We start from the raw sequence: 22715 nt of genomic DNA, 5'->3' as shown, positions 1-22715 counted from the left end.
GACCAGCTCCGACGACCCGAGCGCTCCCAGCAGAGCACGCCGATCAAAGGGGTCCCTTTTGGATGCCGATAGGGGGTCCCAGTCGAACGCCGATTGACACCACAAAACTTACGCTGCCTATTACGAAGTGGTTGATTACAACAAGCTGCTTGGTGACGCAAAGAAGCGTAACCGTATCTTTTTCGATAAGCTCAACGTGCTGCAGACGAACACCTAGACGCACTTCTTAATGCGATACGGTGAGAAGGCGCCGTAGCCTGGTCCCATGCATTGGAAGTTTCTATGCGGCGATCTCGATTTAGATTCGCTCTGTCTCCTTCTCTTGTAACCCGCGTGGTCCTGACATTCGTCACGCCTGTTTTTTCGTCACAGCGAGACCAAGCAATGCTCTGGTTTTGACATCCTTATGCGCCTACGGAGCCCGAAGTATGCCGTCCGATGCTGGTTTTGATATCGCGGCCGAATCGGGTGAGCCTGACACCGCGTCGGCAGGGCCGGAAACACAAAAGCCGCCTCTTACAGGACGGCTAGATTGGTAATGTTTGGTAAGGCGCGGAACGCTCCGCTTATCCTTACCTTTCATCATGTGCATATAATGCCACAGAGAGCGGTTGAGGGAGCGTAGAGGTGGGGAAAAGTCGAAATAGGCCCGTGAAACATCACTATGTGCCGCAGTGCTATCTGCGCCAATTCGCCAACAAGAAGGGCAGGGCCTTTCAGGTCTCGGTATTCGACCGGGAGGAGCAGCGCTCATTCAAGAACAACGTCAAAGACGTGGCCTGCCAAAACTACTTCAACCGGATTCACCTCGACGGCATGGACCCTAACGCGCTCGAAAGTGCAATGTCTGAATTTGAGAGCGGTCTCGCCGAAGCGCTCGTCCGTATCAATGAGGCGCGCAATCTTGAGAACGAGGACGACAAGGCCTACCTGCTCACGCTCATAGGGCTTGCGGCGCTCAGAAATCCCAACATGCGCGAAAACATCAAGGGCATCGTTGACGGCCTTGGGCGCATGCATGTCGCCGCCCGCCTCCAAAGTCAGGCAACGTACGACGCCAGCATTGCGGAGGCCAAGGCAGAAGGCGCGCTGCCCGACGACTACGATGTCACCTATGAGGAAATGCGAGAGGCATTCGACGAAGGCGACTTCAAAATTGAACTCGACAACAACGCGCTCATCAGTCTCGAATTTCAAATGCTCGACCACAGCATACCGCTCTTGCACAAGCGCGGCTGGCATCTATTGCGCGCACCCGAGGGCTCAGGCGGCTTCATCACATCAGACCGCCCGTTCTATCTCATGTGGGAAGATCCAGCGATGCGAGATGGCCCGCTAGCGCCCGGCCTCGCAATGATGGGCACGGACATCTATTTTCCTATCTCTCCCACCCTCGCCGTTGTCGGCGCGTTCAACGTTGGCAACACGGTGGAGGATGCCTGCGAACAGACCGTGGCAGTTTGCAACAGCACAATGCCCGATGGAGCAGACCGGCAGGTCTACTCTCCCGACCACAAGTTTAAATACGCTCGCACTCGCGCGGAGGAGCCGCGCACCGGCAACCAACTCATTTCTGACAAGCGGTTCTTGCGGAAGCCGTGACTGCGGACAAGACACCCGTACCAGCCGAGGCATTCGCGCTTATCGCGCCGCGAACATCAACCTCGAGGCACTCTGATGGGGTGACCCAACCAAAGGTGGGGCTGAGGACGCGGTGTTGGACGTTTTTGTTGGACGAAATCGCACAGCCGCCACCTATGAGAATATGCCTTCACGCGGTCGTCGCGACCACCGACGAAGGCTGCACTGCTTCGCTCCGTGCTGCTTGCAGCGCCTTGTAGCGCTCCTCAATCGCAGGCCAAAGCTCCTCCACGAACTCAACGATCCGGCCGAGCATGGGCATCATCTCCTCCGGCGGTCTCCAGCCCGGGTGTTTTGCAATCTGGTTCTTTATGTACTCGGTGATAGCCGCCAGCACCTTGAAGAACTGCTCAGGCGTCCGGATGATATTGCGCCGCCGTTCCTTGATTTCGTCAAAACCCCAGTGCCAGGGATACGTCCGCTTGCGGGGGCTCCACTCCTTCCAATCATCGAACTTGTCGAGAAAAATCCGCCGCTTCAGGTATTTGAGGGTGCCCATCCGCTCTTCGAGTTGGCTTTCGTATAGCCTGACAACCCGGGTGTCGTAGGCATAGATGTAGGTCTCCCATTCGCTGTTGGAAATGTAGCTGGAGACGTCGTCGAATCCGCGATATTCGCCGTTGAGATCCTTCTCGTAGATCATAAGGTGCCAGTTGCACCGCTGACAGACGAGCCCCCGGATATTGAACGCGGTCAACTTATCGCCGGTGCCGAATATCGGATCGTGATCATGCTCGATAATCAGATTTCGCTCGCGCGGACAGTGAACGCATTTGAATTTCTGCTCCTCGGCAAGCTTCACCATCAGACGCTTGACGTCGGGGCCAAGCCGGTCCCACGCTTTGAACTGCTTTTTCAGCAGGCCGCGCGGAAGCTTCTTCCAAAGAACCAAGCTCATGACTTCTGTCCGAGGTGAACAAGGTGCAGGAGGACATAAGCACTCCTCTCGGTAGAAGTAAGGTAGAAGGTGGATGAATTATGACGTGAGACGCCGTAGGGCGCCGCATCGGGCATCGCTGAGTCATCCTTGCTTGCCGAATGGGCAGCGCCGCTGCCTCGGGGGATAGCAAACGCAAGGGTCGCGAAGTCGCGAAGCGACTTTTTTTGGGGCACCTTTAGGGGGAGCCAAAACCCGGGATGGAGCGCCCTTTCGTGCGCGAAGGGCAAAGCCCCAAAGCCACTTTATTCCATAATTTCAACTGCTTACCTCATTATTTCCGCGGAACGTGTTTGCGGCTCGGGAAATACTAATTTCGTCGGCAACCAGCCCGGTTGCTTATCCGAAAAGGAATACGCCAATGAAAAACGCAGAACTGAAATCGCTCGAGCACCGCGCTCCTCAGATGTCGCTCGATGAACTCGACAAGCTCGCGAAGGAATTACGTTCGCTGCTTGTCACCGTCAGCAGCGAGCAACGCAAACGCCGCGGTCAACGCGGCGCAGGCGTGCTCGGTGTGAACGGGCGCATCTATTCGTAACCCGCATAGCTTGGCAGCGGCCGTCACTTTAGTCACGGCCGTTTTCAGCACTCTCACACTTGCGCGAGGGCAAGTTACCTTTGAGGCCGAGATCCGAAGCTGCTACTCGCCTCGCACCTTCTGCGCATCGTCGATGCGCGCCGGCCAAAGCCCTAAGGGACAGGCACTTTATCTAGTGAAGCTCGGCTTTGGCATGGACAACTCGGTGAGGTATGTACGAAACGATTCATCCAGCCGCGTCTTGGCCGCTGGCGCGACAGTGGCCAGGAAGTGCGCGCAGTATTGCAGCGTGTCTTCCTTCATGCCGATGACCTGCCTGATCGCAGGGATGTTTGTTGCCGGATTCCGCAAGAGGAAGGCTTGTTGCTCGACCGCATGCGACCATCGCTCGCGCAGCCAATGCGCGAGAAGGGGCGCCAATACCGTATTCAACGTGGAGCGCGCAATGAACTGGATCATACTCAGGGCTGCCACAAAGACGTCATCCGGCTGAAGGTCCGGCGTCCGTGTTGCGACCTGATTGATCGCGCTTTCGACCGCCTCGTTCGTGGCATTGGGCTCCAGCGCACCTGCCATCACACCCGCAAGCCGAGTGAGATCGGGGGAATAGTGCTGTTCGGGCATCGCGTCATACAGCGCCTGCAAGGCTTCAGGCCTCCCCTGCAAGCTCGCGGCGATCCCGAAACCGAAGAAGGCGTTCGCAAGGAGTCTTTGCCCATTAGGATCTGCAAATTTTTCCGGCGAGGCAGGTTCGATTTCACCGTAGGTCGGATCGAGCGGTGAAAAATCTCTAAAGCTTTGACCGAGACTCTGAATGTAGAACAGACCTTCAACCCAGCTCGAAACGCCGGCCAAAAAGCTATGAACGTCCGAGCCCTTGATCGACGCCTCGACCCGCGCGGCCCGAAGGTTGGTTTCCAGCGATGGAATAGCTTTGCCGCCAAGACGGCTTCGCATCGAGTCGGCAATGGAAGACCCGGCATCCCCGGCAAGCTCGGCTTCCGCGAGCAAATACCATGCGATATCGATATGCCCGAGCGGCATATCACTCATATCCGACGGCTCTGGATTGCTGCACATTCCGGGTGCGATGGCGCCCTCTTGCTCCGGCAACAAGACCTTCTTGCCTGTCACGCGAAGGTTTACGCAAAGTACTGCGTGTCGAATGACCCTGTGAAGATATCCAGCCCCAAGTGAAGCGGTGGGATCGAATTGAGACAGCCCCTCCAAACCCTTGGCCAAAGACACAACTGCATCAGTAAGGCGCCCTGCCTGGAACTCGGCTATCCCGCGATCTGCAACGAGACCAAGCGTCATCATCGCCATACCACCGGCTGCAAGTTTCGATCCCGCGGCTTGGGCAGCATCAAACCATCGCGCCGCGTCCTGCCAATCGCCCGTCTCGGCCGCACTGATCCCGGCCTCCCGGAACATAAACGCCTGTTCAACGAAATCATTGCGGGCGGCTTTGTCAGCGGAGTCGCGCAAGAGAGCTAGGGCAGCAGCATGATCCTTCCGACGGTAATAGACCTTGGCGCGCGCCCTCGACAATGCAGGATCGGCGCCAACTTCTTTCTCGGCTTCGTCAAGAGCTTTCAGAGCGCCCTCCGGGTTGACGGCATACTCGTCAAGCATGACGCATCGGGCGATGTAACAGCGCAAGGCCAATTGACGCAAACCCCAGCGAAGCGCCTGCGCCGCCATTTCAAGATAAAGCTGCGCGCATCTCGCGAAGTCGATGCTCTGCCGAGACTCCGCTAACCACGCGTGATTGACGATGACCGAGAAATCGCTTGGCAACTCGGCCACGTTCACCAAAAGCGCAGCGCGTTGCTCGGTAGAAAGACTATCGAGGCGGTCAAACACAGCTTTGAGTTCAAGTACGCTGTCGATTCCGGAAGCCTGCAATAGAAATAATACCCCGCAGACTGTGGGTGTCTTTATGCCCCCGATCGGTTGATCGACCGCTCCAAAATCGAAATCTTTCCCGGCGAGCGCATCGAAGCGCAGGATAAGCCCGACCCAGTCGGGCAGAAGCGCCGACAGTGACGTATCGCTGAGCGCTTTTCCGATCGCAGTCATCTCAAGTTCGGGATGCGTGGATGCTGCCTGCGCGGCCTCCCTTTGCAAGGCCTGCCAAGACTCCGCAACCGCTTCGCGGTTCCGGGCAGGGGCGCGAAGAACCAGTTGCGCGATGCGGAGCAACACCGACACGCGGGCGTCTTCTGCAAAGATCGGTCGATCTGTCCTGTGGAGTCGAATCCCGGTGATCCAATCGGCAAGATCTTTCCTGACGGATTTCTTCGCGGTTAAAATGCCAATTGCGAGTTTCAAAAGCGCCGGCTGGGATTTCCCGCGCAAACCGTGAAGAAACGCCGCGTTTGCCTTGAGGATGTCAAATACAGAACCAGCGGTATATGCCTCCGCGATGGCCCGGTTCACACTGAGCTGAGCAGACAGCCCTAACGTTTCCTCGCCGGCATTCGCGACGAGTGGCGATACACGGTATTGCTGTTGCGCGTAAGGTTCGACCCACGGGCCAACCAAAAGGTCGAGCTGTTCGCCCGGCGCAGGAATGCGCGGCTGAAGTTCTGCAAGGGTCAATACAATTGGACGATCAAACCTGCCTATCGTCAAACTGACGCGGTACAGCAAGGCCTTGGCATCATCGGGCAGCGCTGTCACGAGTTGGCGGCGCGCGGCGACGCGTTCCGCTTCAACGTCGTCCGAGCGCTCGAACTCTCGAAGGCGCTTCAGTTCGTCCTCAGGCCACGCCCGGGCCCGCAGTCCAGATATCAGTGCGTTCACAAGCTGCGGGTGGCCAAACCCGCCAGCAAGATAAAGCGTTTGCGCCCACCTAGCATCGCCGCCGCCAGCGACAACCATTTCCTCGACTTCGTCTGTCGAAAGATCAGGAACAGTGAGGCATACGCCCTGGTCGAGGCCAGCTTGAACCAAGGCTCGCCCTGACGGTTGATTGTAAGCTGTGATAATGCAGACAGCATCAGTGCGCCGGATCATCGAGAGCAAACGCGCCAAGGCATCGCTGACGCCGGGGTCGTCAATCTCGTTCAGGTCGTCCAGAAGCACCGCACGCGGACGGGTTGCCGAAAGTTCGCGGGCGGCCTGCCGCAACTGGGTGACGGATTCCGACGGCGAGGCGTTCCGCAGATCAACAATGCGGATATCGTTGCTGAGCTCCCGCGACGCTAGTCTGGCAATCAGCGTTTTGCCGCGCCCGGAACTGCCAGTGACAATGGCGGCCCCATGAGTGCGGAGAAGGTCGATTACCTCGTTGAGCAACGAGGGCCTGCGCGTCAAGATCGCCGGCAGTGGAAGATCACTTTCGGTTGCAAGAACGGTTGGCCCCGCGATCCCTTCACCTTGCGAACCAGCGAGGCGATTTGCAGCCTGTTGCAGAATCGCATTTGCGGCATTTCGGGGAACACGGACGGTGGTGGCATTTTCCAGCAACTTTCGAAGGCCGAACGCGTCGAGGCGGCGCGGTTTGCCATGGACGATCGTGTCGAGGACATGCATCAGCACAGTGCCGACGACGTCTTCGCCATCGTCAGCGTAGAATTCGAGTACTTCTGAACAATACCGCGCCAGCCGCGCCGTGAGGGTGTCCTGAACTGCTCGAAGGTCAGGCTGCCCGCAATCCCACTGCAGCCGTTTCAAGAAGTCATTCCGCAGTGACTCATCGTCACGCGCGTTGATGAAACGCTCGACCCTTTCCGAGAGCCCAGAGGCCAGCAAGACCTTGCGCAGGGGCGCGACATCGGCAGCGGCCGCCGCCGACCGCCAGTATTCGAGAGTTGGCTTACCCCCGGCGCGGTCGGCGACTGCACGTTCCTGCCCAATGGGAGAGGTCGACAGATAATGAACGAAGACATTCGTTTGCGGGTTGCGCTCCACCAGGTCGACGAACGCATCGAGCGCTTCTTGGACGCCTTCCGAGTTGATCGTGACGGCAGAGGGGCCGGTGTCTTTGACTTGAACGGCTTTGAGCGCGTCCTGCGCGGCTACGGCATAGTCCTCGGCAACCTCGAGGTACAATTCCTCCTGATTCCGAAGCTCGATCCAGGCAAGCGCACTCGTGTAGAGCTGATACGCGTACCCACGCAAGGAAGCGACAGCTTCCCTCGATGGATCGCCCATCGGGGGTGCGTTTAGCCGGGGACCGGCGTTAAATTGCGAAGTTCGGGCCATGAAGGGCGAAGCTGACAATACCGACAAAAATGTGCAAGGGATGAAATGTCGCTTACCACACCTATCCCGCGATCAGGCGTCAGACGTGTTCGGCGACACGCGCCCGACTATTCGGGTTTCGCCCTAACGCGCAGGGGCGGATCGGGCAGGAGTTTGGAGGCACCCGCTTGAAGGGCAGCGATAGCGACGTCAGCGAAGCTGGCGGGACCGAAAGCGAGTGCAGTCGCGAGACCGGTTAAAATAGCACCCGCGTTCGGGGCAGTGATATCGGTGCCGCGCAGCGGCAGCCCCTAATGCGAGTGCCTCCGGCGGGCGACACCGTATCCGCGCAAGGGACCGAAGCCGCATGGCCGAGACGCGGGTTCGCGGCTCGGTTCAAGAGAGCCCTCCGCGACCAGCGGGTGCGCCCGATTGCGCCCAATCATGACTAACAGCTGCAATATCGTCGGGCTTCGCCACGCAAGATCCGGCGTCATTTGTCCGCTGTCTTGCGAAATACATTGGCGGCTTATCAGGTGACCTTGTAGTCTTGGGCCATGTGCAATCTCTACAGCATCACCAAGGGCCAGGCCGCCATCATCGCGCTCACACGAGCCTTGCGCGACACGACAGGCAATTTGCCACCCATGCCGGGCGTGTTTCCGGATTACCGTGCGCCCATCGTGCGCAACGCACCCGATGGCGTTCGCGAGCTATCGCTCGCGCGGTGGGGAATGCCGTCCTCGCATTCCGCCCTCTTCGAAGCCACCAAGAAGCGCGCGGCAAAACTCGAAGCCAAAGGCAAGCAAGTTGATTTCAAGGAACTGGTCCGGATGGAGCCGGATAGTGGCACCACTAACATTCGCAACACCAACAGCAAGCATTGGAAGCGCTGGCTTGGGATCGAGAACCGCTGCGTCGTCCCGTTCACCTCCTTCAGCGAGTTCAACAAGGTGGAAGGCGGCGATATCTGGTTCGCGTTCGATGAAAGCCGCCCGCTTGCGGTGTTTGCGGGGCTCTGGACCAACTGGATATCCGTGCGCAAGGTCAAGGAAGGCGAGACCACAAACGACCTGTTCGCGTTCCTCACCATCGATCCAAACAACGTCGTCGGCCCAATCCATCCGAAGGCCATGCCGGTGATCTTGACGGCACCGGATGAGATCGAATCCTGGCTGACGGCTCCACCAGAGGAAGCGCTCAAATTGCAGCGCCCTCTTCAGAACGGCGTGCTTAAGATTGTCGCGCGAGGCCAGAAGGAAGACGGCGTACCCAGCTAGAAGCAAGGAGCGGCTATGAAGTTCGCAGAGATTCAAGGCGAGCGCTTTGAAGCACAACCAGGCAGTTCCGGTTATTGCCCGGTGTGCGGGGATTCAGTGATCGCGAAGTGCGGCGAGCACAAGGCGTGGCATTGGGCGCATCGCGGCGTACGCAACTGCGATCCATGGTGGGAGCCGGAAACGGAATGGCATCGCAACTGGAAGAATTGCTTTCCGGCGCATTGGCAAGAGATCATCCGGAAATCTGAAGGCGGTGAAAAGCACATCGCCGATGTGATGACGGAACGCGGCGTTGTCCTTGAGTTTCAGCACTCGGCTTTGCGGCGCGAGGAGCGCGACGCGCGGGAAGCCTATTACAAGAACATGGTCTGGGTGGTCGACGGCATTCGCCGTATCCGGGATAGGCCGCACTTCTTCAAATCGCTCGGCCCCGGCAAAATCGTCGCTGCCAATCCAATGACCGTTGGGCTATCCGCGAAGGGTAGCGCGCTCGTTCGCGATTGGGGCTCAAGCAGCGTACCTGTTTTCTTTGACTTTGGTGACGTGGCTCAGCCGGAAGACGCGATGCACTTTGCCAAACCGATCCTGTGGGCGCTGAAGCCGCAAAGCCCGCCCGAACTAGCGATTTTCACGCCAATCACCAAAACTTCGTTTTGCGCATTCTTCGCAGAGGGCCGCCCTTATGAGACATTCGATATTTCAGCGGCCTTGCAGCGTCTTGGCCTCGCTCCGGCGTCCCCGCCCCCTCCGCCTCCGCCATCCAATCGCGATGCTTTGCGGGAGCATTTTGCGCGCGCGCTCAATGCACGCGCGCGCCGCAGATTTTGATGCGCAATGCGTTCGTGCGCGAGGCGTGATCCCAAGGGCCTCAGAACGTTCGCACGGCCTCAATTGCCGGAAGGGGTAAAGAATGAGCACCTCAGAGACATCCGATTTTTCGGTTGGTCCATGTCCGTGCGGGGGTGGGGCAATTCGGAAGTACGTCACAACTCAAGACAATCCATGGAGTTCGGCCGACATTTCCTACGGAATAGACTGCTCCAGATGCGCAGGAGAGTGGGATATCACAAACTATGGAAGTCTAACCAACCGGAACTCGGAGAGGCCTCATCAAGAAGCATACCGCGCTGAGCGACAGATCGCGGCCGAGCTTCATTCGCTCATCGATGATCTCGTCGAGCGATACTTCCAAGACTTCGGCGCGACGACCATGACTGCAGAACTTCAAGAGATGCAACGGCTAGGCATTTCAACTATGAATATCACGCAATTTCGAAAGGCGGTGCACGACGGACGAAGGCCGTCGGAAAGATCGTATGCCCTGAGAAATCTCGACTGGCTTTCTAGCTTAGCAAATGCGGCTGGCAAGGACACCGTGTTTGCTCAGCTGCGCAAAAGTTACGACGAAGCGCGCGCAAAAACGGCGGAGACGGCAAAGGCCGTAATTCGGCGTGCAGCGCCGAAGGGCTGATATCGTTAGCGTAGCACTGGCTCAGGCGTCCACAACCTACGCAACGAATCGGAGCGCCGTTTCTTGCTTGAAGCTCCGCCGATCAGGAAAACAAAGCGTGTCGGCGGCGCCGCGCGAAAGCTCTAGCGTCCTTAGGCTATCGCCTTCAAACGCGGGGCTGAGCTCTAGCTTAAGATACTCAAAGAGCTGGCGGTCGTGAACAGCGATAATAATCTGTCTTCCGTGCTGCTTGGACAGCGTGCGCAGTAGCGCGGCGAAGTGAGCGATGTGAACATCGTCCATCGACTGCACTGGATCGTCGAGAATGAGCCACGGCAGCTGTGCCGTCACGGTTAGATGTAGGGCGATGAAAAGCGTGAGCGCTGCGGTATTGAGATTTCCTGCGCTAAGCATCGCACCAGGCGTGCCGCCTGCCTGCCCGGAGCGATGGGTTGTGATAAGCTTCGGCTGTAGTCTGTGAGTAGAGTCTGTCGGGATACGGAAGGCTGGAACATAGGGCTCATTTGGGGCCAAACGTACAAATAGATCCCGCCATAGGCGATTTAGCCGATCGTTGAATTCCTTGCCGATAATTTTCGACCTTACAGCCTCGACCTTATTCTTGATCGTTTGAGCATCGGAACGTATCCCCGCTGCCCGCTTCAGAGCCTCGTCGGCACGACCATGCTTGGTCTGATCTTCGAGGATCCGATCGTCAGCGTCCTTTCGCCGCGACAATTCGACCTTGGCCCGCGCGACAGAATCTCGCGCGCGGCTTCTCTCTGTCGCGCGGGACGTCTGTACCCGGATGCGTTCCTCGATCACAGCTTTGAATTGAGTCACGACCTGTTCTGGCATGTCCAGCGAACCGGGTGCCTTTTGATTCAATGAGCTTGCAAATTCCGCGAGCGTTGCCATGGTCGCGGTCCGAGCCAAATTACGAGACTGATAGTCGTTCAGGGAGCGCCGCGCCACCGTCTCGGCGGCCGCATGTGCTGCTCCCTCAGTCATGGCAGGAGCAAGCCGCTCCAATTCTGCAATCAGTTCGTCGAGAGTGCCAGCTAGTCGATCAAGATCAATGATCTCCTTCTGCGGGACAGACCGGGACTGGATTTCTGCACTTTCTCGTTCCAGGCGCTCGATCTGCTCTTGCTGGGATGATCTATTGCGGCTGAGACCGAGCAGGCGTTCCGCGGAGCCCGTTAGACCGCGAATCTTGTGATTTACATGATCGGACAATGGCCCCTTACGCTCTTCACCGAAATCACGATCGCAAACGGGGCATGTTTCATTAGAAATGAACGATGTAAGTTCGGCGAGGACGGCTCCCAACGCTCCGGAATTCTCGGCGATTCGTCCGATCTCGTCGTCGATTGTCTGAAGATTCTTCGTGGCGACGACGAGTTCGTTGTTGATTTCCGCTTGCCGCCTCGTGTCTTGCGCGGCGCGAGCAGAACGATCTTTAGCTTGCTTTCGCTTCTCACGGAGGGATGCAAGAGCCACGCTTTGGTAGGCTTGCGGGTCGGAATGAGATGCGTTGAGTTCTGGGAACGTGCGTGCGATGCGCGTGCGCAGGGCTTGCACTGGCTGATCAAATTGCTGTTGCCACGAGCGAAGACGCTCGCTCGCTTGTCGATGGGTCTCTGCAAGTGCACTTTCATCTTGCTGGGTGCCTGCATCGGCGTTGCGACTTGCCTCGCGAGCAATCGCCTCCAGTCGGCGCCGCTGGTCGTGGAGATCAGAAAGCGCCGCTTCCTCGGGAATTTCCTGTAGCTCATCCAAAACAGCATCAAGATTTGAACTATCGACCGGGTCGGTTAGGCCGAGAAACGACCGTGCATTGTTGAGCTCCGACAATGCGGCGTCGAGTGCCTTCTCGGCCGCGTCGCGTGTGCGACGGTGTTCTGTGAGACTGCGATCAAGTTGGGATTTTTCGTACTCGACTTGACCGTATCGCTCGGTTGTCTTCCGGAGATTGCGGATATCTCCGACGGGCGCGAGGCCTGTTTCGATCGCGTCTAGGCGATCCAAGCCGAGCAGTTCGCTGACAAAGCGAGAAAGCGGGGAATCTGGCGCAGCGTCCGAATCTTGGTAGATCTGCAATAGCTGCCCTAGTAGGGCTTGCGGAAGATAGCATCGTTCGCTGAAGAACGACGCGGCGCCACTCGCCAACGTCGACCGCGTTTGCACGCCACCTTGGGTGATCTCCGCTGAGAAACTGTTCTCTCCGGCCAACCCTTCTGTTTGCAGGCTGATGGAACCATGGTTGTCAACACTTGACAGCGGCACTCGGTGCAGAAGTTGAGACATGTACTGCGGATCGGCACGCTGCAAGGAAATGACCCGCCCAGTAAGCACGAGTTCGATGGCCGAAAGCAGGCTCGTTTTCCCTGCGCCATTCTCTCCATGCACGAGCACCACCTTCGCGTCTAGGGGCGCCTGGATGGTCCCCCTGATGCTGCGGAAATTTGTAATCTCCAGTTGGCGGAGCAGAATGTCCGTCATGGGTTCTCGTCCTCTGAAAGGACCTCCTCTAAACGCGTTCCCAGCGCCTTCGTCACGGCCTCCTCGCCGTTCATCGAGGCTTCGGTAATCGTCCGGACCAGCTCGCTATCCACAGCCTTTGGCAGCACAGACAGAAGCTCCGCAATGGGATCACCCTGGAGAGCTTCGCTGGCATCATCGCCTCGCAGGTCCAATGGGAGCAACACGCGAATGTGGTCATCTAGAGTTTCCGCCGCCGCATCTCCTACAGGCTGTCCGGCGCCGTCGAGCGCAGCATGTTCGATGGTCAGCACCCGGCAGGTCGCTGAGAGGGCCTCAATGTCGCCTTGAAGCGAAGCACCGGCAAGAATGACGGTCAAGACGTAGCGAGACCCGGTGATGTCGAGTGCTCGGCTGAGAGCCTCGACCCGCTGTCTGACTTTGGCAGCATCGCGATCACCATAGTCACCTGTGGCGGTGTCGACAATCAAGATGAGATCTAGCCCGCGGCCCGCGGTACCGAGCAACGCCGCAGTGAACTCGAAATCGACGGATGCCACTCTGAATGGCGTTCCAAGAGACTGATATCCTGCAGCCTCCAATCTCTTCACAAGGCCGCGGACGAGCAAGCTGCCGGTCATAGGATCACCTCAGAGGAGAAGCGCTTGCGCAATGCGGCGATGTCGGGCTCCGCTTCGGCAAGCTGGGTGATGCTAACATGAAGAGTGGTGGGACCGCCTGTGCGGCCGGGAGAGCGCTTCGGCCTGCGTGGCGACGGAGTGCCTCGCTGTTGGAGCTGATGCCATGCGTCGTCCGCATGAATAACAATGGGGTTGTCGTTGGCAAACGCCCCACTTTTCTGCAAGTCGAGCGCGACTTTTGCGGTCCGGACAAAGAAGATGGCTCTTGGCTGCGCACTCGCCCAGGTCGGGGTTGATGTGAGCGCGCCAGCCGACAAGTCAGCGCCGGTCGGCCCACTCAGCTGCCAGAGGCCGTCGGCCTGTCCGTCTGACAACAGAGCTAGGGCGATGGCAAGCTCCCCGAACGAGGCGGCGCGGGCATTCGCGTCCTGGGCCAATTGGCCGAGGGAGCTGCCGCTGATGAGCTGGTAGGCGTTTGGTGCAGCCGGCAGCTCGCCGGTCCGAAACAGACTGATCATGCGCGACCACATGGCAATCGCAGCATTGGCGAAAGCAGTGCGATCGCCGGTTGCTTGCGACGCGATCGCATCCCGCAATTGCTTGAGAGAATGCGCGAGTTGATCTGCGCTCGCCGCGCTTGATTTGCCCTCGACGCTGAGGCGCATAAGCAAGGTAAGCTTGTCTGTAATCAGCTTTAAGACAAAGGCGAGCAAGACTTGCTCACCCCAAGCCTGGAGGTGGGCGCTCGCCTCGATGTCGGGAATATTGTCATTATACGCGTCCGCATACACGGTCTTGAGGATTTGACGCTGGCCCTCGCCGATTTCGTTCTCGCAGAAAACATGAGCTTGCGCGTGCGGCGTGCTGGGCCAAGGCCACGGGTTTGTTTGGCGGGCCCTGACAAAGACAGATTGAAGGTTCACGTCCTGGAGCGAAAGCCCGACCATGAGAGCCTTGAGATTTGTAGCGGCAGAGACTACCTCGGCCCGCATCGCGGCGGTTGCCTGAGCCTCCGGCCAGTTCAGTATCTGCGTTTTGCTGGCGATCAAGGAATTGCGATAGGTCGCAGGATCGTCGGTCGCGTGGATGATGCAGCCGTGAAACTTGAGGAGGCGGGCTTTTCCCGGCGCATCTCGTAGATGGGCCGGATCGACAACGACTTGTAAATTGCCGTTGATGGTCCCAGCGAGCCGCTCGACCGCTGCTTCGATGAACCCATCCCAGTTTGCCGACGCGATTTCCTGGAGCGCGCCTTCAAGAATGAGGATGGCAATGCTCAGGTGCTCACTGGCGGGCGGAGCGGGGTGACTGAACGCTTCGCGCACGTCGACCGCGTTCCACAACATGAAATCGCTCGCCTCTCCCTGGAGACGCACGTCTAGGAGTTCGGAGTACCTGCCCCACAGGGCATCACGGATTTGCGTGTAGTTCGGCCATAACGAGAAGGAGACACCGAGGTGAGGTTCGACGTCGACGATTTCCACACCGCCATATCTAAGAGCAGTAGCAAGGGCAGGGCGAAATCGAGCCGACGTCGCGGGATCAGCGGTTCGTTGTCGGAGAAACTCGACGGCGCGCGTTACGAGATTGCCAAGGCTCGGCGCCTTCCGGGAAATTCCGGAGCCAACCCAGAGGGCAAACTCTCCATTCTCGAAGGCCGTCGCCATCGCATCAAAGTCATTGTCGAGCTTGTGAAGCGTATCCAAAACGGAAATCGTAGTGGCGTCTTTCAGTGCCACGGTCATTGCTTGTTGTTCCCCACGCGAAGGCTGCGGCCTTCCCCCATTTAAGTCTCTTCTTGGTCATCGTCACTTTGTGGCGGCTTGCCAAGGTGCCGGTTTCTGTTGCTCCCCGGATTCTGTCGATCGGGTCTACCTAGACGCTGAACCGCGACTGCCGAGCCAGCGGGCATTATCACGGTCAACTCGAGCCGGCCGCCTATCGCCTCTACGTAGGAACGCAAAGTCGAAAGATACATATCCGACTGGCCCTCGATCTTCGAGACGGATGGCTGCTTGATCTTAAGCGCTGATGCGACTTCCGCCTGGCCTTTCCCCGCGATACGGCGCAATGCCCGCAGGCCCTCAACCTCCTGTTTCTGTTGATCTAACGGTTGCCTGCGCTGGCTCCGATGAAGCCTTGAAGGGCCGCGCGATTAGCGTCTCATCCCGTTTGGGTCCGTGGGTTTCCAGGACGAAGAAGCCGACAAGAAGCGGCGGGATCACAAGTACAGACGAAATATAGCTTCGAGGCTATCTAACGTCAACGAGAGTGCCCGAGATCTGGTATGCGCATGCCGGTTCAGTCTTAAGTAGGGCCGAAGCCTCTGGACGCCGATTTTTGTTGCGTCTGAGTGGAGTGATCGTGTGAGGCTACAACGATGTCACCGATACTATTGGGCCAACTCTTCGCATGTACAGAGCAAGGCGGCGCCTTCGTGGCCGAGGGATCTGATGGCCAGCTCTTGCACATCGACGATGTCCCATCGGGCCTTGCCTGCGATTGTTCATGCCCCGGCTGCGGCAGGCCAATGGTCGCGAAGAAGGGCAATGTCCAGGCGCATCACTTTGCACATCACGCGCAACAGGATGGCCGATCGTGCGCGTCTGCCGGTGAGACCGCTCTTCATAAATTTGCAAAACAGATTCTTGATGAACGACTCGAAATTGCTCTCCCAGCGATGCACGTTGCCGAACGTGGCGACCGGGAGATTGTTGTCCAGGCGGAAACACGGACTTTCGATCGGGCGATCCTCGAAGCGAAAGCCGGGCAGATTGTTCCCGACGTCATGTTGCTCCTGCGTGATCGCCGATTGATCGTTGAATTCAAAGTGACCCATTCGTGCGACGAAGAAAAACTCGCACGGATCCAGATGATGGATGTTGGCGCTATCGAGATCGATCTTTCGCAGTATCGCGATCACATGCTGAACGAAATCGGCGATGAAATCCTCTACAATGCACCAAGAATATGGCTACATAACCCACGCGCGCGGGACGCGCGCGATCGCCTTAAGGATAGAGCCCGACAGCGTGCCGACGAAAGAAAGAAGCAGGTCGAACATCATCGAGCCGCCTATCGACACCGTTCGCCCGCGAATGGACTAGGACACGGCACATATGAGACTGTCGCTCGCAACGATGGCCTCGACGACCTCATCAATCTGCCAGTCGACGGCGCTGGTTGTTTTACGACGGGTGTTGCAGAATGGCAAGCAGCGGTCTTGTTGGCGCTTGTTTCTGCAAAGACACGGTCATTCCGAACACGCAATGGGCTTGAAGTGCTTCGCAGCAAGGGCTGGTTGGACCCTAGGTTCGCGGAGATCTCCGATGAGATCGCCAGCGAGGTGAGAGAAGACGGAACACCCTTCAACTCTCCGATCAGGACCGTCGAAGCGTATCTACGGCAACTTGAACAACTTGGCGCCCTTCATTCCGGCCGCACTGAGGTCTGGCAAGCTTCTAATATGCTGCGTATGCGGGTTAAGGAAGCGCGAGACCTGCGCCAGCGCCCTGTAAAACGCGGGAACGAGGTCCGCGACCTTGTCGCCGGAATGCTCGCCAGCCTTCCAACGCAAGAGACAGAATCCTTCGCGTTCGATCAATGGTGGGCCGCGAGCTTGCCGGGCCGTGATTATTCGCCGAGCGACGCTACCCACTTCAGCGACGAACGATGGCGATCGTTGCTCCACCAACTGACCAATATAGCGACCCAGATAAGATTTTCCCCTCGGCGAGGGCTTGACCTACACGGCCTTCCCTATGAGGGCTCGCTTTTACGAGCGATCGAGCACAAGCGTGCCGAGGAAGAGGAGCGCGAACGAGCCAAGCAATTGAAGCTAGAAGCAGACAAGGCAGCTCGCATAGCAAGGCTGCGAAATCGTGCAGTCGAACAGACAGGTGAGGAAGCGGAAGCATGGCTGGCAAAGCCGGACCTAAAGACAAGCCGGCAGTCCCCTATCGACGTGGCAGCACAAAGTGAAGCAGGGTTCGACGACGCGATTCGCGCGCTAGATCACAAAGTCCGAGAGATGAAAGCATTGGACCAGGCTCGCGAACGGAGGGCGGCGGCCGTGGCAGCGCTCGCCGCGCTGGCGCAGTCACGATACTATGATGTCGAACGCGCCCACCTATGGATGACCAGCAAACGACGCGAACTAGGCGGTAAATCGCCGGAGGAATTCACGATCGACGACATCACTCGGCAGCGATGCATTGATCTGCTGCCAGCGAAACGTTCACGCCGATAGCTATGTGGTACAATCCCAAAAGGCGATCATCAGGAAGATGGCTCATTCCTCCAAAAAACACCACTTTGTACCCCAAGCTCAACTCCGTCATTTCGCGGCCGATGCAGACGGACAGTACCTTTTTGCGCTCGACAAGCGAACCGACCGTTCGTTCCGGGCATCGATACTGAACGCGGGCTCCGAGAACGACTTCAATACGGTCAACCTCGGCGCGAGCAAGTGGAACTTCGAGGATTTATTCCAAGAGGTGGATTCGCGCTCCGCGCGTCTCGTAGCGGAGATTCTATCCCGCAGGTCCATGTTTTGGCTCGCGGTAGATGACCGTATTGCTTTGGCTGACTTTTTTGCTACCCAACTTTTGCGCACTCAGTTTAGCCGGAGCACGCCAGCGCACATTGCCGCGCGGTTGCGGGAGACAGTGCGTCAATTCGGTTACGATCCAGACCAGAATCCGGCCACTGCCATGCCATCCGATGCTGCCCTACGGCTCGGGTCCCTGAGGACGTTCCTTGATCGCAGTGAACACGTCGTCGCGCTTCTTCGATTGTTTCCCGCGCTATACGAAATAGGTGGAAATGATCGGCTCATTATTTCCGACCATCCGGTCATGGTAACAAACGCATTTCCTTACGGAGACGTCGGGCTTGGTTCGCACGGTGTGCTCGTCTACCTGCCAGTATCACCGAAGTTCATGATCGCGCTTCATTGTCCGACGATCGTCAAGCGGTATGAGTTAATTGGGCACGCGCGTCTTGAAGCAGGACAGAAGGCACGGATGGGCCGATATCGAGCGGGCCTGAGGTCTGGCGAACCAATCGAGATCGACAACGACCTGGTCCTCCATCTCAATCGTCTGCAGATCGTTCACAGTGCTCGCTATGTCTACGCGAACATCGATGACTTCGGTACCGCACGAGCGCTTCTAAAGCAGTACCCCGACTTGAGGTCCGTCACGACGCACGCGACGATCGGCGAAATGGGCCGCGCACATCCAAGCCGCGCCGGCATGCCGAATGGAACGCATCTTGTCGTACACGGCCCGCATGATCATGCGATGTTAGAGATCACGGAGATTGATCAGACTGGAGAGGGGATCTCAGCCCGCACCGGTCAAATCGCATTGCTTTCGCAGATCGCAGCGGACCCCGGCATGCTTCGCGCCGAGCTCTATGTTGACGGACACCGCAGGCGCATGCTCGGAAGTGCTATGATCGAACGTGTCGGTAACCCCGATGACGGTTGGTTCCGTGTGGTTCACCGCGACCCCGATCTGAGAGAATTAGGAAAGCGTCTCGATAGGGCCGCTGGCGATCGATCTTGATGCGCGTTAGCTGCGAATATCGTTGAGTGGATCGACCAGTGAAGCGAGTTGCGTTGTCGCTGGTGAAATCGAGTGACGCTACTCTCCGCACTAGCCGACCACGACATTATCGAGCTACGTCGCTGAAGATGGATCTGGCCGAGGCTGGTGCCTTAGGAACTTCAGGAGCCAGATCTTTCCCTGACCACACCGGGACCGGCTTCGGGAAACGTGCTTTCATTCGATCTGTTGCGGCGTCCATCACGTACTTGGCATTCTCGATGAGAGAGGGCGCTTCTTCGTCTTCCTCAAATAGTTCTTCGAAGATTTCTACGGCCGACCGATAATCATCAAATCCCATCTCGGCGTCGTAATGATCGCTTGCATTCTCTTCGATGGATCTTGCATGGTCCTCCAACGCAGGCAGCGTGTTTCGCACCTCCATCGTGAACCTCATTAGATCGCGGGGATCGAATAAATCTAGCAAGCTACTCTGCTCTAGAAAGGATGCGTCGAGACTGGAGGAGAACCGGCTCCTCATTCGATCAACAAGCTGTTCGCGAAATTCATCGGCCAGGAGACCGATCCGATAGAGGCGTGCAGCTGTTCTGAGTTTCGGGTCATATGCAAGTTTCGACCAGTACTGATTGTCTCGATGGAGTAAATCAGGATCGAGAGCGAGAACAGCCCGCAGGCAGTCATCTGACGCACGCGTTGCAAGAAATTCGTACAAGCTTTGGTTGGCTTCCGGCTCGTCCGGGATTTCGCGCAAACGGCTCACGAGCAAACTCAGTTGTGTACTCGGGATGACCACAGCATCCTTGATGATTTCGGCGTCAAAGCACACCACCTCTGACAGAATATCGCGCCAGTGCGCTCCCCGAAGATAGAGCTCGGTGAGTTCCGGCCTACGGCCGAGTATTTCGGATTGCGCATCAACAATTGTGGGATGCTTGAATGTCCACCAAGTCTTATGTTGATCAGTCGTTCTGACGACAAACGACTTGTCAATTTCAAGAAGCGCCTCTCCAAGAGAGATTTTGTCAACGCCGTATGCATTGGCGACTAAGTCCCATGTAACGTCACTGCCAGCGTTGGCGGGAAGTTGGCTCCGGTGGATATAAACGAGGGCGAGCGCCGCCTGATGAACCCGACCGAGCTCTTCAATTACCTCAATGAGATGCGGCTTCGGAGCGCGGACGAAGGCCAGCAGTGAGGCGTGACTTACCCCCAGCCGCGCGGTGTATAAGGGATCACCAAGGCGGCGCGCAATTTCGGGAATGAAGCGGCTTTCGGTTGCGATCGCATCCAGATGCGGCGCGACTGCATTTTTCCACGCGGTCGTCTGTTGACCGGCTTTGATATGGTTATAAAGAATTTGCTGTCGCTCGTGGTTCGTGAGGTCTCCTACATCAACGATCGCCCGTTCGGACTTTAATGCCGGATGATTGCGCGTGCCGAGTTTGGACTTGACCGCCTCGTAAATGTGCCGGCGTGAGGTGAGTACAAATCGGTTTCCTGACGCGATAGCGGCCTGAACTTTTGGCATGATCGAAATCCAATGATCAACGTAATCAGCCCGCGTTTGGGTGGCGCCAAAGGCATCGTCTACCCAATAGAAGCGGTTTCGCTCGTTGGGATTCCATCGGTCGGACAGGTCCATCGGACCCTCGCACTTGAGGCTCTCGTGCCCCTCCTCTTCTGCCATCGTGGTTGCTAGGATGGCAGCAATTGTTGACTTGCCGGTAGCAGGTTCTCCGAGCAAGAGAACGATGCCACTTTCCGCCAAGCGTCGAATTGCATTTCGGTGAGCGCCGGTCGGAACATACACTTTCAGCGTGTCAACCAGGTGGCCTAGCAAATGCTTCGTTTGCGCCGCGCGCCGTTCGTCCAAAATCGTTGAAAGGTCTCCTAGCCCGTAGACTCTTGGGACCAAAGCCCGGAGGTGCGCGCTCCGGCGTATGGACCAGGTCAGGAATTCTCCGCCTAGAATGTGCGGGAATTTGACACCCAGCTCGACCAGTCTGGCGCGCAGAGAAACAGCGACGGGCGCGTCGACCCCCATATTCGTTAGAAGAACGTAGGTCTCCGCTTGCCCGCTTGCTACGAGTCCCCGAACAGCTTCCTCTTCCCGATTGAGATCAGATATTCGGAGTCGGCGACCGGGATCCGAGGTGAACTTACACTGAACCGTACCCACACCTGTCTTTGGATTTTTCGCCGATGCCATGAGAAATACGGCGTCTTGTCCACCGTCTTGCGCCTCCCGATAGATTGAAACGGTGCGCCCGAGAACCTCTTCACAGACTTGAGCGCCAAGATCCTGAAATGCTTTCCAGCCGAGAGTATGAAGTGCCAAAGACGTCCAAGGACCCTGAGCCTGCGCGACCACCCGATACCCCCAAAAAAATAAGATTAGAACATCCGTTGGATTTTGTGACCTTGAGTTTATCACTATCTTTTATTTTGAGCAGGCAGGACTATCCGTCTCCATACTTGATGCGGTCCCGACCACCGATTGCGCGTTAAGACTCGAAAGGCCCCGCGAGTGTACCTGCGGCGAGCTTCCTGTCGCCTGGATATCAAGCCGCTAGAGGTGGCTCGGCCGCGACTATCGCAGCTGATTCACCGGCGGCTTTGCGCAGGAACCGGGCGAGCGCTGCCTTTCGGGAATCTCGATCGAGAGCGTAAGCGGTGTGTTTAAATTCCTTGCCGTCGAGAAGACCCCGAATGTAACCTGAGATCGTATCTGCCGCCATGATGAGCGCCGTATCGAGTGTGTGGATAATGTGGCCAGTGTCGGTTACGATGGTTGACGCTTTTTTTGGGCGCCCGCCTTTTCCAAGTATGAGACCCGTCTTTAGGTCGGTGAAATAGAGGTCGCAAAGTTCCTTCACTGTGATCGCACTATGATCCAGCTGACGCTCCTCGGCCGGATTGTCGCCTTGCGCAACCCGCCCTAGCTGAACTTTCGCCTCTTTCCTTGCAAGCTCCGGCGTCCAGACGCCATGCTGGCCGATAGTGTATCGACGCGAACGACCGGCCGAACGATACTGGATCAGGTAGCTACGTTTGCCTGATGCGAACACCCGAAGACCAAAGCCAGGCAGTTCATCATCCCAAATGACGTAGTCTTTCACCCGGGCTTCCGCGGCGTCGACGATCCGCTTACTGAGCTTTGTCATCGAATCCCTCCGACTTGAAGCCCGTTTCCGCGTAAGCACCACGTAAGCAGTTGGGGAGAAATCGGGGCGAGCAGCAGGGTAGGAGCTGCGGGCCGCCGCTTCCAGTTTCCATAACGATTTTAGTAAGATAGCGAAGCATTGAGTGCCCTATCGCAATTCAGCGTAGGGCAGGTTAAATTGCTCCGAAGGCAAAGGTCACACGTTCGAATCGTGTCGGGTGCGCCAGATTCTCCTTTATCTTTCAGCGCGGTATGGACGTGCGGACTTGAGCTTGATCTCTGCCTTATTCCAGCGAGTAAGCAGTCCGGAGGAAAATCCGTCGCCGAGTACATAAAACCCGGCAACTAACGACATCGGTCGAAAAGCAGCCGAACCCGCGATAGTTCATCCAAATCTTTCGCGTGAGGCATTTCGTGAGCGCCTGAGCGAGTTCAGTTCGAAAGTCCACGACCTTAGGTCGGGCGAAAGCGACCGATATCGCGGAGACTCGAACGAGGGCGCAATTTGGCGCTACTCTCGTAGCACGGTCGCAATCGCCGTAGCCAGAACCACTATTCTCACCTACGTGGTTCGTATCGTGAGGCGCCGGGCTAACGTTAGATTCAATTTGGTTCAGTTCGGAGCGAAGCAAGACAGCACGATAGTCTGGTGCACAAAAATCCTACCCGCTATCCTGCCTACACGTTTGGTCACGGCTCACCTGCAAGTGATCAAACGTGATCTTTTTCTTTCCGACAGCTGATGCTGTGTCTACGCGCTTTTCAACGTTCGCCTAATGCTGCTGTCGGAAATCAGCAAACCATATATGCGCCGACT

General features: G+C 57.4%; 14 protein-coding genes and 1 pseudogene. 7 read left to right on the top strand and 8 right to left on the bottom strand.

The genetic code is table 11. The annotated features are described in order from the left end of the window. Nucleotides 1-651: 651 nt before the first annotated feature. The gene (locus IVB01_RS09650; RefSeq protein ID WP_247494472.1) at nt 652-1602 is read left to right on the top strand and encodes a DUF4238 domain-containing protein; all 951 of its coding nucleotides are present in this window, start codon (nt 652-654) and stop codon (nt 1600-1602) included. A 169-nt stretch (nt 1603-1771) separates the two neighbouring features. Here the strand turns inward: IVB01_RS09650 and IVB01_RS09645 are convergent, their stop codons facing one another. Further along, nucleotides 1772-2539, bottom strand: a complete 768-nt coding sequence (locus IVB01_RS09645) for an endonuclease domain-containing protein (RefSeq protein WP_247494471.1) — start codon at nt 2537-2539, stop codon at nt 1772-1774. 400 nt (nt 2540-2939) lie between these two features. Between IVB01_RS09645 and IVB01_RS09640 the strand changes: the two genes are divergently transcribed. After that, nucleotides 2940-3119, top strand: a complete 180-nt coding sequence (locus IVB01_RS09640) for a hypothetical protein (protein ID WP_247494470.1) — start codon at nt 2940-2942, stop codon at nt 3117-3119. Nucleotides 3120-3287: 168 nt separating this feature from the next. Here the strand turns inward: IVB01_RS09640 and IVB01_RS09635 are convergent, their stop codons facing one another. Then, entirely contained in the window at nt 3288-7280 is a 3993-nt protein-coding gene (locus IVB01_RS09635) for an ATP-binding protein (RefSeq protein ID WP_247494469.1), read from the bottom strand. Between the two features lie 587 nt (nt 7281-7867). On the opposite strand from IVB01_RS09635, the gene IVB01_RS09630 reads away from it, so the two are divergent. The 3 genes from IVB01_RS09630 to IVB01_RS09620 all read left to right on the top strand — a co-directional run bounded on the left by IVB01_RS09630 (nt 7868) and on the right by IVB01_RS09620 (nt 10061). Then, nucleotides 7868-8590, top strand: a complete 723-nt coding sequence (locus IVB01_RS09630; protein WP_247494468.1) for an SOS response-associated peptidase family protein — start codon at nt 7868-7870, stop codon at nt 8588-8590. A gap of 15 nt (nt 8591-8605) precedes the next feature. Next, a complete protein-coding gene (locus tag IVB01_RS09625; RefSeq protein WP_247494467.1) occupies nt 8606-9418 on the top strand; it encodes a competence protein CoiA family protein in 813 nt (270 codons plus the stop codon). A 382-nt stretch (nt 9419-9800) separates the two neighbouring features. After that, nucleotides 9801-10061, top strand: coding sequence for a hypothetical protein (locus IVB01_RS09620; RefSeq protein WP_247494466.1), 261 nt, complete (start codon nt 9801-9803; stop codon nt 10059-10061). Nucleotides 10062-10097: 36 nt separating this feature from the next. Here the strand turns inward: IVB01_RS09620 and IVB01_RS09615 are convergent, their stop codons facing one another. From IVB01_RS09615 to IVB01_RS09600, 4 genes are read right to left on the bottom strand one after another with little or no spacing between them, the layout of a single operon-like run. Next, nucleotides 10098-12545, bottom strand: coding sequence for an AAA family ATPase (locus IVB01_RS09615; RefSeq protein ID WP_247494465.1), 2448 nt, complete (start codon nt 12543-12545; stop codon nt 10098-10100). Further along, nucleotides 12542-13165 (bottom strand): hypothetical protein, encoded by a 624-nt coding sequence (locus IVB01_RS09610; RefSeq protein ID WP_247494464.1) that lies wholly within the window; start codon nt 13163-13165, stop codon nt 12542-12544. The genes IVB01_RS09615 and IVB01_RS09610 overlap by 4 nt, the downstream gene beginning before the upstream one ends. Beyond that, nucleotides 13162-14910, bottom strand: coding sequence for an SIR2 family protein (locus IVB01_RS09605; RefSeq protein WP_247494463.1), 1749 nt, complete (start codon nt 14908-14910; stop codon nt 13162-13164). Before IVB01_RS09605 ends, IVB01_RS09610 begins: the two co-directional genes overlap by 4 nt. Nucleotides 14911-14951: 41 nt before the next feature. After that, the gene (locus IVB01_RS09600; RefSeq protein ID WP_276577607.1) at nt 14952-15245 is read right to left on the bottom strand and encodes an XRE family transcriptional regulator; all 294 of its coding nucleotides are present in this window, start codon (nt 15243-15245) and stop codon (nt 14952-14954) included. 450 nt (nt 15246-15695) lie between these two features. Here IVB01_RS09600 and IVB01_RS09595 point away from each other — a divergent pair, with 450 nt between their 5' ends. Together IVB01_RS09595 and IVB01_RS09590 are read left to right on the top strand one after the other, a co-directional pair. Then, nucleotides 15696-17414, top strand: a complete 1719-nt coding sequence (locus tag IVB01_RS09595; protein WP_247494462.1) for a hypothetical protein — start codon at nt 15696-15698, stop codon at nt 17412-17414. 37 nt (nt 17415-17451) lie between these two features. Further along, nucleotides 17452-18735, top strand: a complete 1284-nt coding sequence (locus IVB01_RS09590) for a DUF4238 domain-containing protein (protein WP_247494461.1) — start codon at nt 17452-17454, stop codon at nt 18733-18735. Between the two features lie 106 nt (nt 18736-18841). Here IVB01_RS09590 and IVB01_RS09585 read toward each other — a convergent pair whose 3' ends face one another. Then, entirely contained in the window at nt 18842-21106 is a 2265-nt protein-coding gene (locus tag IVB01_RS09585; protein WP_247494460.1) for a hypothetical protein, read from the bottom strand. A gap of 400 nt (nt 21107-21506) precedes the next feature. Further along, nucleotides 21507-21899 (bottom strand): annotated as a pseudogene (locus IVB01_RS09580) (Arm DNA-binding domain-containing protein); the annotation flags it as partial. Nucleotides 21900-22715: the final 816 nt, after the last annotated feature.

It is taken from the genome of Bradyrhizobium sp. 164 (assembly GCF_023073715.1).
Classification (GTDB): domain Bacteria; phylum Pseudomonadota; class Alphaproteobacteria; order Rhizobiales; family Xanthobacteraceae; genus Bradyrhizobium.
Note: the sequence above shows the minus strand (reverse complement) of the source record. Positions and strands in the feature narration are given on the sequence as shown.

Excerpts from the sequence above, each read along its gene's own strand:
- IVB01_RS09645 (WP_247494471.1), bottom strand. The coding sequence starts at position 2,539 with ATGAGCTTGGTTCTTTGGAAGAAGCTTCCGCGCGGCCTGCTGAAAAAG.
- IVB01_RS09640 (WP_247494470.1), top strand. The coding sequence starts at position 2,940 with ATGAAAAACGCAGAACTGAAATCGCTCGAGCACCGCGCTCCTCAGATG.
- IVB01_RS09635 (WP_247494469.1), bottom strand. The coding sequence starts at position 7,280 with ATGGGCGATCCATCGAGGGAAGCTGTCGCTTCCTTGCGTGGGTACGCG.
- IVB01_RS09630 (WP_247494468.1), top strand. The coding sequence starts at position 7,868 with ATGTGCAATCTCTACAGCATCACCAAGGGCCAGGCCGCCATCATCGCG.
- IVB01_RS09625 (WP_247494467.1), top strand. The coding sequence starts at position 8,606 with ATGAAGTTCGCAGAGATTCAAGGCGAGCGCTTTGAAGCACAACCAGGC.
- IVB01_RS09620 (WP_247494466.1), top strand. The coding sequence starts at position 9,801 with ATGACTGCAGAACTTCAAGAGATGCAACGGCTAGGCATTTCAACTATG.
- IVB01_RS09615 (WP_247494465.1), bottom strand. The coding sequence starts at position 12,545 with ATGACGGACATTCTGCTCCGCCAACTGGAGATTACAAATTTCCGCAGC.
- IVB01_RS09610 (WP_247494464.1), bottom strand. The coding sequence starts at position 13,165 with ATGACCGGCAGCTTGCTCGTCCGCGGCCTTGTGAAGAGATTGGAGGCT.
- IVB01_RS09605 (WP_247494463.1), bottom strand. The coding sequence starts at position 14,910 with ATGACCGTGGCACTGAAAGACGCCACTACGATTTCCGTTTTGGATACG.
- IVB01_RS09595 (WP_247494462.1), top strand. The coding sequence starts at position 15,696 with ATGGTCGCGAAGAAGGGCAATGTCCAGGCGCATCACTTTGCACATCAC.
- IVB01_RS09590 (WP_247494461.1), top strand. The coding sequence starts at position 17,452 with ATGGCTCATTCCTCCAAAAAACACCACTTTGTACCCCAAGCTCAACTC.